This is a genomic window from Brevundimonas sp. CURTG3B2_SDJG (assembly GCF_057364705.1).
In genome coordinates this window covers 1-10178 of sequence record NZ_JBNFOJ010000095.1, presented here as the reverse complement: position 1 = coordinate 10178, position 10178 = coordinate 1, and the positions used below count along the sequence as shown (strand labels likewise).

The window sequence follows — 10178 nt, the reverse complement described above, 5'->3', positions numbered from 1 at the left end:
AACCGCCTCGCCGGCGTCGGCGCCTCGGCGCGCGCCGGCGAGCACCAGCAGGCCGGCGAGGGCCGCCAGCAGCGCGGTCATGATCCAGAAAATCGTCATCGCCGCGCGATGTAGCCGATCAGGCGGCCTGGGACGAGGCCTCGCCCGGCGCGGCGGGTCCACCGGCCACTGCGGCGCGGCGACGCACCGTTCGGGCGGCGTCCTTGGCTTCGATCAATTCCAGATACCGCGCGGCCACCGACACCAGCTTGAGCGCATGGGCCTCGTCCGGCGTCTCTCCGTCATTGACCGCCGTCAGCACCTGATCAGCGTAGTCCGCCAGACGTTCGGTCAGAGCATCCGTCAGGATCTTGCGCTCCGCCTCGCACCCGAAAGTCGCGGTCGCGCCACGGGCTGCGCCGACCAGCTTCATCAGGGCGAAGGCCGTCTCGGCCGCCTCGCCCCGGGCGGGCGCGTCCAAGTGGGGCGCCATGCGGCTCATGCGGCCCGACAACTGCACGCGCGTCAGCGGCAGGGCCTTGTCGACGGCCTTGTCGGCGGCGCGGAACAGACCCGACAGCCAGCCGGCGACCGCCACGCGGTTGTCCCGCACGGTCTTGCCCCAGACGGAGTTCGGATCCAGCGTCAGCGTGACGTCCAGTTCCGCCAGCACGTTCGAACACCAGTCCAGATCCGCCAGGACCCGGTCGTCGGCCGCCCGGTCGCCACCCGGCTTGTAGGCCGCCAGCCGCTCGGCGCGCTGCTCAACCCCGGCCAGGAGGCGGTCCACGAAACCGGCCATCTCGGAGGAGGAAAGGAAGCCCTCATGCTCCGCCACGCCCGAGGTGCGCGTCAGGATGCGCAGCACCAGGACCGCATCCTCCAGGTGGGCGAACAGCATCTCCAGCAACCGCCAGGCGCCGTCCGGGTGGACCGTCGCGCAGTCCTTCACCAGCAGGCGCAGTTCGGCCAGCTGATCGCCGTCCGGCCGTTTCAGCCAGACCTGGATCGACGGCAGGGCCCGCCGCGCGAGGTGGGACAGGTCCAGGCAGGCGGCGAGATCGGTCAGGCCCTGTTCGCGCCGCTCCGGCGCCTCGGTCTCGGGCCACAGAAGGGCGGGCTGGTCCCGCACAGCCATGGCGGCGGCCAGGCAGATGCGATTGGCGACGGCGTCCGCATCCGGCCCCTCCTCGTCCAGCCGCGGCAGCAGATGCGGTTCGCGAAGGCTGGCGACCTTCCAGAGGCGGGGAAGGATCGCCGCCGGAAACACCATGGCTTCGACGGCGTCGGCGCGGGCGCGGAACATCGGCGCGATCGGCGCAAAGACGACGGCTTGGCGCTTCCGGTCCTGCATCTCCTCGGCCAGCATCAGCCTAAGGTCGGCGGCCTTGCCTCCCGGCAGGGTCGCGACGGCCGCGGACACCGATTGCAGCATGGGTTCGGTGCAGCGCGCCGTCAGGGCGGCGAGTGCAATGCGATGGGCGGCGGAGAGCCCGGCCATTGAACACCTCATGACCGGAGGCGCGTCCCCGACCGGAGCCGACTATGCGGCCGGCGAGGTTAACAGGCCCTCTCCGCACCCGGACGATCAGGCCTCGGCGGCCGGCAGCTCCAAGAGGACCTTCAGGCCGCCCATGTCGCTGTCGGCCAGAGTGATCTTGCCGCCGTAGGCGCGCGTCAGTTCGACCACGATCGACAGGCCCAGGCCCGACCCCGGCGTGGTCTCGTCCATCCGCATGCCGCGCTGAAGCGCCGCCTCGCGCTGATCCTCGGGCAGGCCGGGGCCATCGTCCTCCACCACCACCACCATCTGGCCCAGGCCGGTGGGCCCTGCCGAGACCCTGACCCGGCGCTTCGCCCATTTGCAGGCGTTCTCCATCAGGTTGCCGAGAATCTCCTGGAGGTCCTGCCGTTCGCCGCGGAAGCCCAGCTCGTCGGGCGCGCGCCAGTCGATCTCGACGCCGCGGGTCTCGAACACCCGCTCCAGCATCACCGCCAGTTCGTCCACGACCTCGGCGATAGGCGTGCGCTCGCCCAGCAGCTGGGCGCGGGCGGCGGCGCGGGCGCGGCGCAGGTGATGGTCCACCTGCGCCTTCATGATCTCGGTCTGCTTGCGAACGATGTCGGGCAACGGTCCGCTTTCCACGCCGGCCTCGGCCAGCATGACCGACAGCGGCGTTTTCAGTGCGTGGGCCAGATTGCCGACATGGGTGCGTTGGCGCTCGACGGTTTCCTGGTTGTGGTCGAGCAGTTGATTGACCTGTTCGGCGAGGGGCTGAATCTCGAGCGGATAGGTCTTGGCGATCCGGGCGGCCTTGCCCTTGCGCACGTCAACGATCTCGTTGCGCAGGCCGTAGAGCGGGCGAAGACCGATCTGCACTTGGATGAACACCGCCAGCACCAGGCCGAGTCCCAGCAGCAACAGGGCCGTCCAGGTGAAGGTGGCGAATTGGCGGGTATCGGCGTCGATGTTGGAGCGGTCGAGGCCCGCCATCAGGACAAGCGGCTCGGAACGTCCAGGCAGGGTCTTCAGGCTCGCGGCGACCCGCAGGGGCCGGCCGATGGGGCCATCGGCGTTGTAGCTGATGGTCTGGCCGAAGGCGCTTCGAAGCCGATTGGCCAGTTCCGGCGGGTCGCTCAGGTCCTCGCCCGCCAGGGAGGGCGAACGGACCAGGACGCGAATGTCGTCGTTCTCGTCGAGTTCCGCGACGGCCCAGTATTTCCCGGACAGCGGTCTCAAGGACTGGGAGTCCTTGATCTCGGCCACGGCGACGCCGTCGGGCGTGACCGTCGTCGCCAGCACCACCTCGTCTATGGTGTCGCCGAGCACATTGCCCAGGCGGCGCAGGGCGCTTTCCTGATACTGGGACGTCAGCACCCATCCCGTGATCATCAGGGCCAGGACGATCCAGGCCGAAGCCAGCCAGATCAAACGCCGGGTCAGGCTGCGGCCCGGCCGTCCGAACCAGCGGCCCCAGCTCTCCGGCTCGCCCCCCGGGTTTTCGCTCACGCCGCGTCGGACTCGCCGACCAGGGGCGTCAGGCGATAGCCCAAGCCGCGGACCGTCTCGATGCGGTCCGGCCCGATCTTCTTGCGCAGCCGGCCGACGAACACCTCGATGGTGTTGGAATCGCGATCGAAGTCCTGGTCGTAGAGATGTTCCACAAGCTCCGTTCGGCTGATGACCCGCCCCTGGTGCATCATCAGATAGTGCAGCAGACGATACTCCAGCGACGTCAGCCGCAGGGGCTCGCCATTGACGCTGGCGCGCGCGGCGCGGGGATCCAGGCGCAGGCCGCCGCACGACAGGGTCGCCGAGGCGATGCCGGCCGAACGGCGCAGCAGGGCGCGGAGGCGGGCCAGCAGCTCCTCGGTGTGGAAGGGCTTGGTCAAATAGTCGTCGGCCCCGGCGTCGAACCCCGAGACCTTGTCGGACCAGGCCCGCGCGCGGTCAGGATCAGGACCGGCGTGGTCTTGCCCTCCCGCCGCCAGCGCTCAAGGACGGACACGCCGTCGATCTTGGGCAGCCCCAGGTCCAGCACCACCACGTCATAGGGCTCGGTGTCGCCGAGGAAGTGCGCCTCTTCGCCGTCGGCGGCGTGATCGACCGCATAGCCGGCGTCGCCCAGCGCCGCCTTCAGCTGACGCGACAGGTCGACGTCGTCCTCAACAAGCAGCACGCGCATGACTCTGATCCTTATCGCCCGCCGGCGTCGACGCTGATGTCGAATATCCGGCCATCGTCGTCAAACCGGAACACATATCGCCCGTTGCGGTAGCCCAGGAAGCCGACGAAACGCGCCGATCCCGCCCGCGACTGGGCGATACGCTGGGCCTCCGCCTCGCTGATGCGCGGACGCTCGGCCTGTTGCTCGCGGGATGGGGCGCCTCGGGGCGCGCGCTCCTGCGCGACCGCCGCCACGGGGGCGACAGCGATCAGGGCGGCGAGGATGATGGCGGGCATCCGGGTCATGGAGACGGGTCTAGTCCTCGAGCTCTGAACGACGGCTGAACGAGCAGTGTAGACATATTTCACCGTTCGCGCGCCGCCGCCCCCCTCATACGCGCGGGCGGTCGTTTCCCGTCTCGTGCGCGCCGGATTTCCCGCGTGTCGCCGAATTCATGCTGATGAATGTTAACTGACTTCCGCCGTTCAGATCGGGCTCAGGCCGGAAATGGTCTTCTCCACGTCAACGCAGCCGGACCGGTTGCGCCGAACGCCAAGGAGAGACCCGATGTTCAAGAAAGCCCTTATCCCCGCCCTCGCCCTGGCCGCGGCTTCCGTCGCGGTCCCGGCCGCCGCCCAGTCCTACGGCCACGACCGCCATGACCGCGGGGACCGCTACGAGCAGAACTATCGCGGCTGGCAGCCGATCGCCCAGCGCAAGTACAACCTGGACCGCCGCATCGACGTCGGCCAGCGCAACGGCCAGCTGAGCCGCCGCGAGGCGACCCGCCTTCGGGCCGAGCTGAACCAGCTGGTTCGTCTTGAATACAGCTACCAGCGCGGCGGCCTGAGCTGGCGCGAGCGTCAGGAGTTGGACCGTCGCTACGATTCCCTGTCGCGTCAGGTCCGCGAAGAACGCCGCGACCGCGACAACCGTCGCTACTAAGGCCTGACCTCCCCTCCCTGCAGGCCTCGAGGGGCGCGATCCGAAAGGGTCGCGCTCCTTCTTCATTCCGGTCATTCTGCGGGGAGAGCGTTCAGAACCAGATCCGCCCGCTCGGCGGTGGACGTCCTGGGCAGGATCGTCGTTTCATAGCCCAGGGCCCGGTACGCCTGGGTCAGCCGCTCGTACTCCTGGACGGCCTCTTCGAATCCATGCCGCCGTTCCGGGTCCGCGACATAGATCTCCGGCCAAGGCGGCGTCAGGAACACCCGGCGATGATAGCGGTGCTCGCGTCCCAGCCGCTCCAGGACCGGCTCGCCGGTCAGGTGTTCGAGCGCCGCCGCCGCATCGATCAGCCCCCGGTCGAAGACCGTCCAGACGTTCAGGTCGGCCCGCGTCCGGTCCTCCAGCGAAAGTTCGACGGCGCGGCGCGCGAAGGCCACGGGATCGACCCAGGGCAGCGCGCCTCCGCCCGATCGCATTTCCTCGACGACGATCCGGCGCCCCGGCTCCATCACCGTCGCGCACCCGCGGCGGGCGAGCTCGTCCAGCAGGGTCGACTTGCCCCCGCCGGAACAGCCGGAGAGCACGACGAACCGGTCCGCGATCATGCCTCTGGACCGACGATCGTCAGTTCCGGCCAGCGCTGGACGGCGTTGGCGACCACCTTGTCCCAGCCGCGGGCCAGGCCGCGTGTCGGATTGGGCCGGATCACCATGTCGAAGCAGTCCTCCAGGCCGAACGGCGCCGCCACGCTGATCGCATCGTCGGGCTCCAGCCGAACCGCCACGGCGAACGCTGGAGCCACGAACCGGCTCAAGGCCTCGTCCGTGCCCGTCAGGGCGTCATAGGGCTCGCCGAACCTGTTCTCGAACCACAGATGGACCCGCGCCTGGTTGCGGACCTCGACCGCGCTGCGGAACGGCTCGTCGAAGGCGACGGCGACCCGCTTGATGACGACGTCCTCGGCGTCCCAACCGGTGTCGGGATCGAAATAGCCCAGGTCGTAGTCCTTGATCCCATAGCCGACGGGCCGTCCGGTCTGGGCGTTCCAGACGCCCTGATAGACGGCGCCGGAGAACAGCCGCCAGTCCGGCAGGTCCAGAGACCGCAGGGTGGTCAGGACATGCATCAGGTTCGGATCGCCGCGGACGATCTCGGTCAGCCGGGCCTCCAGATCGCTCATCGGGCGTCCCTCAGCGGCCAGCCGTGGTCCAGCGGGCCGTGCCCTCCGCCCAGACCCGGCGCGCGGCGTATGGCCTCGGCGACGTAGGCCCACGCCTCGGCGACCGCGACCTCCAACGGCCGACCCAGGGCGAGGCCCGCGGCGCAGGCGCTGGCCAGGGTGCACCCCGTGCCGTGGGTGTGGCGGGTCTCGACGCGCTCGCCTTCCAGCACCGTCTCTCCATTCGGGGTGAGCAGCAGATCGGCGACCGTGTCACCCGGCACGTGTCCGCCCTTCATCAGCACCGCCCGAGCGCCCATCGACAACAAGGCCTCGCCGGCGCGGCGCTGGCCGTCCAGGTCGGCGACGGCGAGACCCGTCAACGCCTCGGCCTCCGGCGCGTTGGGGGTCAAGAGCGCGGCGCGCGGAATCATCAGCGACCGGACCGCCTGCACCGCCTCGTCTGCCAGCAGGGGATGGCCGCCCTTGGCGATCATCACCGGATCGACGACGGCCGGCGCCCGCGACGTGTCCAGGATGGCCGCGACCCGCTCCACCACCTCGGTCGATCCCAGCATGCCGGTCTTGAGCGCATCGGCGCCGATATCGTCCAGCACCGCCCGCGCCTGGGCCTGAATCAGGTCCAGCGGCAAGGGATGCACCCCGTGGACGCCCAAGGTGTTCTGGACGGTGATCGCCGTGACCGCCGTCGCCGCGTAGCCGCCCATGGCCGTCACGGCCTTGATGTCGGCTTGCACCCCGGCCCCTCCCCCCGAGTCGGAGCCGGCGATGATCAGGACGCGTCCGAGAGGCGAGGTCATGCTCCGCAGATGGCGGACTCCCGTCCAGGGAGCAACCCGGTCGGCCGCACCGCCCACAGATATTGCCAAATAGCTATATTTACGATAGACGATAGATATGCATGCCGCCCTCCAGGCCCTCGCCGAACCGAACCGCATGGCCATTCTGTCGATGCTGGCCGACGGTGAGCGCCCCGCGGGCGACTTCGTCGACGCCCTGCCCATCGCCCAGCCGACCGTGTCGAAGCACCTGTCGGTGCTGCGCGAGGCCGGCCTGGTGACGGTCCGCAAGGACGCGACGCGCCGGCTGTACCGTCTGAACCCCGAGCCTCTGAAGGAATTGGACATTTGGCTGGCCCGCTATCGTCGGTTCTGGACGGACCGGCTCGACGCGCTGGAAGCCCATCTGGACAAGGAGTTCCCCCAATGACCGAGACCCTGGAACCCGCCGTGCGCCTGGGGGCCGAGGCCGGCGTCCTGCGCCGGATGGAAGGCGGCTGGGAGTTGCGTTTCGAGCGCCGGCTGCGCCACTCGCCGGAACGGGTATGGACGGCGCTGACCACCGGCGACGGCCTGTCTGGCTGGCTGGCGGAGGCCGACATCGACGCCCGGCCCGGCGGCCGCATGGAGCTGAACTTCCGGCAGCCGGACCACGAGTTCATGCCCGACACGCCCGAACGGCGCCGGCAATCGAACCAGGTCCTGACGGTCGAGCCGTTCACCCGCTTCGAACACACGTTCGGCAGCAATCCGGAATCCGTGGTGTCCTGGCGGCTGACCCCGGACGGCGACGGCACCCATGTGACGCTGGTTCACTGGATTCCCGAGGCCTGGGACGGCATGCGCAGCAATGTGCTCAGCGGCTGGCATCATCACATGGAAGGGCTGGACGGCGCGATCCGGGGCGTCCGGCACGTCTGGTCCTGGGACCGCTGGTTCGCCCTGCGCGACGCCTACGCCGCCCGGCTGGAGGCGTCGTCGTGAGCGCGCCGGTCGCCAACGCCGGGATGCTGATCCGCCGGCCCGCCGCCGAGGTGTTCGAGGCGTTCGCCGATCCGGAGCTCACCCGCCATTTCTGGTTCAGCCACGGCGACCGGCGGCTGGAGCCGGGCGGCGCGCCCAATGGACATGGGAGATGTACGGCTTCACCTCGCCCGTGCGCGTCACCGCCTTCGAGCAGGACCGCCGCCTGGCCGTCGACTGGGGCGAGGGCGACGACCTGACCCATGTGGAATGGACCTTCGACGCCCGCGACGGCCAAACCTTCGTGACCGTCGCCCATTCGGGCTTCCAGGGCGACCGCGACGCGCAGGTGAGCGCGGCCCTGAACGGGCAGGACGGCTTCGCCCTGGTGTTGGCAGGGGCCAAGATCTGGCTGGAGCACGGGATCGAACCCCGCTTCGTGCAGGACCGGCATCCCGACATGCGGGTTCCGGACTGGCGGGACCGATGAGCGGGCCGGTCGAGATCCGCGTCGAGAAGCGGTTCCGTCACCCGCCCGAGCGGGTGTTCGACGCCTTCCTGGACCCGTCGCGGGTGGGCGAATGGCTGTTCCACACCCCGGACGGGGTGATGGAGAAGACCGACTACGACCCCCGCGAGGGCGGGTCGTTCGCGATCTTCGAGCGCCGCGGCGGCGAACTGGCCCGGCATTTCGGCCGCTTCGTCGAGGTTCGGCGGCCCGACCGCGTCGTGTTCGACTTCTGGGTCGACGAGGCGCCCGACGAGCCGACCCGGGTGACCGTGAGCTTCGTCCCGGCGGACGACGGGTGCGAGGTGGTCCTCACCCACGACCTGGCCCCGGCATGGGCCGCCTACGCCGGCCGCACCACCGAAGGGTGGACGATGATCCTGAACAGCCTGTCCGACATCCTGGAGACGGCGATGAGCGGGGATTGGCTGGACCAGTTGGTCGGGGAATGGACCTTCGAGGGCCGCAGCGTTCCGGACAAGCCCCAGCACCGTCGCACGGGCGTGGAGATCGTCACGCGCAAGGGCGCCTGGATCATCATCGAGACCAGCGACGAGGTCCGCTTCCAGCTGGCCCTGGATCCCGCGACCGGCAAGGTCGCCGGCGATTTCGTCAACTGGGTGGAGCCTCACCTGTGGGTCTACGAAGGCGTAGTCCAAGACGGCCGGCTGCACCTGCGCAGCCGCGGCCCCAGCTTCGACGTCGAAGGCGAGGAGACGGACTACGACGACGTGTTCGAGATCGTCTCGCCCGACGAACGCCGTCTGACCGGCCGTCTGGTCGGCCCCGACGGCCAGTGGCGGGATTTCGCCGTCACCACCTACCGCCGCAAGTCCTGAGAGGAGAGGCCGATGATCACCGCCGCCGCGCCCTTCCTGATGTTCCAGGGCCAGTGCGGGGAGGCCCTGGCCTTCTACGCCGAGGCCATCCCGGCGCCGCGTCGTGTCGCTGGACAAGAAGCCCGACGGCACGGTGGCCATGGCCCGGCTGGCGATAGCCGGCCTGGAGATCCTGGCCAACGATTCCCCGCCGGTGCACGACTTCGACTTCACGCCCTCGACCTCGACCTTCCTGACGGTCGACGCCGCCCAGGACGTCGACGCCCTGGCCGCGGCGCTGGGCGAGGCGGCAAGCTGCACATGCCGCCGGACGACTACGGCTTCTCGAAGCGCTTCGCCTGGGTCCAGGACCGGTTCGGCGTGTCCTGGCAGATCAACGCCGCCTGAGCCCCCGGACTCCGCCGCGCCTGCGACAATCCGATCGTGACCGCGAAGGGGATCCAGGGCGTAATCCAGCCGGTTCCTCCCTATATCGGAGGCATCGAGCAGGAGCCTGGAATGGCGCGCAGCAAGGTGGTGATCGTGGGGGCGGGGTTCGGAGGCCTGGCCGCCGCCAAGGCTCTGAAGGGCGCCGACGCCGACGTCGTCCTGATCGACCGGACCAACCACCATCTGTTCCAGCCGCTGCTGTACCAGGTGGCGACAGCCGCCCTCTCGCCCGCAGACATCGCCACCGCCGTGCGCACCATCCTGCGCGGGCAGAAGAACGCCACCATGCTGATGGGCGACGTCACGGGCGTCGACACGACCCGGAAGATCGTCCGGCTGAAGGACGGGCCCGATCAGCCCTACGACGTGCTGATCGTGGCGACGGGCGCGGCCTACAGCTTCTTCGGCCATCCCGAGTGGGCGCAGGAAGCGCAGGTGCTGAAGTCGCTGGACGACGCCCTGGCCATCCGGCGGCGGCTGCTGGCCGCCTTCGAGCGGGCCGAACTGGCCGACGATCCCGGCGAGGTGCGTCGGCTGACAACCTTCGTGGTCGTGGGCGCCGGCCCGACCGGCGTGGAGACCGCCGGCACGATCGCCGAGATGGCGCGCCAGACCCTGAAGCACGACTTCCGCCGGATCGACCCGACCCAGGCCCGGGTGATCCTGTTCGAGGCGGGGCCGCGCGTCCTGTCGGCCTTCCCCGAGCCCCTGTCGGCCTATGCCGAAACGGCGCTGGAGGAACTGGGCGTCGAGGTGCGAACCGGAACCGCGGTCGAGGCCATTTCCGAGGGGGTCGTGCGCGCCGGCGGAGAGACCATCGAGGCCGCCGCCGTCCTGTGGAGCGCGGGCGTCGAGGCGCGGCCGCCCGCCGGATGGCTGGGGCGC

The 10178-nt window shown here is 69.8% G+C and carries 13 protein-coding genes and 1 pseudogene; 7 read left to right on the top strand and 7 right to left on the bottom strand.

What is annotated here, in order from left to right:
- Positions 1 to 118 precede the first annotated feature (118 nt).
- The 4 genes and pseudogenes from AC2W7C_RS08240 to AC2W7C_RS08225 form a co-directional block, all read right to left on the bottom strand.
- A complete protein-coding gene (locus tag AC2W7C_RS08240; RefSeq protein WP_486001001.1) occupies positions 119 to 1480 on the bottom strand; it encodes a hypothetical protein in 1362 nt (453 codons plus the stop codon).
- Positions 1481 to 1567: 87 nt separating this feature from the next.
- Positions 1568 to 2989: an ATP-binding protein gene (locus AC2W7C_RS08235; protein ID WP_486001000.1), complete on the bottom strand. Its 1422-nt coding sequence runs from the start codon at positions 2987 to 2989 to the stop codon at positions 1568 to 1570.
- Positions 2986 to 3665, bottom strand: a pseudogene (locus AC2W7C_RS08230) (response regulator transcription factor). Before AC2W7C_RS08230 ends, AC2W7C_RS08235 begins: the two are co-directional and overlap by 4 nt.
- 11 nt (positions 3666 to 3676) lie before the next feature.
- The gene (locus AC2W7C_RS08225; RefSeq protein ID WP_486000999.1) at positions 3677 to 3952 is read right to left on the bottom strand and encodes a PepSY domain-containing protein; all 276 of its coding nucleotides are present in this window, start codon (positions 3950 to 3952) and stop codon (positions 3677 to 3679) included.
- Positions 3953 to 4214: 262 nt separating this feature from the next.
- Here AC2W7C_RS08225 and AC2W7C_RS08220 point away from each other — a divergent pair, with 262 nt between their 5' ends.
- Entirely contained in the window at positions 4215 to 4592 is a 378-nt protein-coding gene (locus tag AC2W7C_RS08220; RefSeq protein ID WP_486000998.1) for a hypothetical protein, read from the top strand.
- Between the two features lie 71 nt (positions 4593 to 4663).
- On the opposite strand, the gene AC2W7C_RS08215 is transcribed toward AC2W7C_RS08220, so the two are convergent.
- From AC2W7C_RS08215 to thiD, 3 genes are read right to left on the bottom strand one after another with little or no spacing between them, the layout of a single operon-like run.
- Positions 4664 to 5200 (bottom strand): AAA family ATPase, encoded by a 537-nt coding sequence (locus AC2W7C_RS08215; RefSeq protein ID WP_486000997.1) that lies wholly within the window; start codon positions 5198 to 5200, stop codon positions 4664 to 4666.
- Positions 5197 to 5775, bottom strand: a complete 579-nt coding sequence (locus AC2W7C_RS08210; RefSeq protein WP_486000996.1) for a nucleotidyltransferase family protein — start codon at positions 5773 to 5775, stop codon at positions 5197 to 5199. Before AC2W7C_RS08210 ends, AC2W7C_RS08215 begins: the two co-directional genes overlap by 4 nt.
- On the bottom strand, positions 5772 to 6575 hold the full coding sequence (thiD, locus tag AC2W7C_RS08205) for a bifunctional hydroxymethylpyrimidine kinase/phosphomethylpyrimidine kinase (RefSeq protein ID WP_486000995.1): 804 nt from the start codon (positions 6573 to 6575) through the stop codon (positions 5772 to 5774). Before thiD ends, AC2W7C_RS08210 begins: the two co-directional genes overlap by 4 nt.
- Before the next feature lie 97 nt (positions 6576 to 6672).
- Here thiD and AC2W7C_RS08200 point away from each other — a divergent pair, with 97 nt between their 5' ends.
- The 6 genes from AC2W7C_RS08200 to AC2W7C_RS08175 form a co-directional block, all read left to right on the top strand.
- On the top strand, positions 6673 to 6984 hold the full coding sequence (locus tag AC2W7C_RS08200) for an ArsR/SmtB family transcription factor (RefSeq protein WP_486000994.1): 312 nt from the start codon (positions 6673 to 6675) through the stop codon (positions 6982 to 6984).
- The gene (locus AC2W7C_RS08195) at positions 6981 to 7538 is read left to right on the top strand and encodes an SRPBCC family protein (protein WP_486000993.1); all 558 of its coding nucleotides are present in this window, start codon (positions 6981 to 6983) and stop codon (positions 7536 to 7538) included. The genes AC2W7C_RS08200 and AC2W7C_RS08195 overlap by 4 nt, the downstream gene beginning before the upstream one ends.
- Positions 7423 to 8007, top strand: coding sequence for an SRPBCC domain-containing protein (locus tag AC2W7C_RS08190; protein ID WP_486001002.1), 585 nt, complete (start codon positions 7423 to 7425; stop codon positions 8005 to 8007). The genes AC2W7C_RS08195 and AC2W7C_RS08190 overlap by 116 nt, the downstream gene beginning before the upstream one ends.
- Positions 8004 to 8864, top strand: coding sequence for an SRPBCC domain-containing protein (locus AC2W7C_RS08185; protein ID WP_486000992.1), 861 nt, complete (start codon positions 8004 to 8006; stop codon positions 8862 to 8864). Before AC2W7C_RS08190 ends, AC2W7C_RS08185 begins: the two co-directional genes overlap by 4 nt.
- Before the next feature lie 103 nt (positions 8865 to 8967).
- Positions 8968 to 9291, top strand: coding sequence for a VOC family protein (locus AC2W7C_RS08180; protein ID WP_486000991.1), 324 nt, complete (start codon positions 8968 to 8970; stop codon positions 9289 to 9291).
- Between the two features lie 71 nt (positions 9292 to 9362).
- A partial coding sequence (locus tag AC2W7C_RS08175) for an NAD(P)/FAD-dependent oxidoreductase (RefSeq protein ID WP_486000990.1) occupies positions 9363 to 10178 on the top strand: 816 nt, incomplete at its 3' end.

What these genes read in the sequence shown, in the direction of transcription:
- AC2W7C_RS08225 (WP_486000999.1), bottom strand. Translation starts at nt 3,952, where the DNA reads ATGACCCGGATGCCCGCCATCATCCTCGCCGCCCTGATCGCTGTCGCC.
- AC2W7C_RS08220 (WP_486000998.1), top strand. Translation starts at nt 4,215, where the DNA reads ATGTTCAAGAAAGCCCTTATCCCCGCCCTCGCCCTGGCCGCGGCTTCC.
- thiD (WP_486000995.1), bottom strand. Translation starts at nt 6,575, where the DNA reads ATGACCTCGCCTCTCGGACGCGTCCTGATCATCGCCGGCTCCGACTCG.
- AC2W7C_RS08195 (WP_486000993.1), top strand. Translation starts at nt 6,981, where the DNA reads ATGACCGAGACCCTGGAACCCGCCGTGCGCCTGGGGGCCGAGGCCGGC.
- AC2W7C_RS08240 (WP_486001001.1), bottom strand. Translation starts at nt 1,480, where the DNA reads ATGGCCGGGCTCTCCGCCGCCCATCGCATTGCACTCGCCGCCCTGACG.
- AC2W7C_RS08200 (WP_486000994.1), top strand. Translation starts at nt 6,673, where the DNA reads ATGCATGCCGCCCTCCAGGCCCTCGCCGAACCGAACCGCATGGCCATT.
- AC2W7C_RS08215 (WP_486000997.1), bottom strand. Translation starts at nt 5,200, where the DNA reads ATGATCGCGGACCGGTTCGTCGTGCTCTCCGGCTGTTCCGGCGGGGGC.
- AC2W7C_RS08210 (WP_486000996.1), bottom strand. Translation starts at nt 5,775, where the DNA reads ATGAGCGATCTGGAGGCCCGGCTGACCGAGATCGTCCGCGGCGATCCG.
- AC2W7C_RS08185 (WP_486000992.1), top strand. Translation starts at nt 8,004, where the DNA reads ATGAGCGGGCCGGTCGAGATCCGCGTCGAGAAGCGGTTCCGTCACCCG.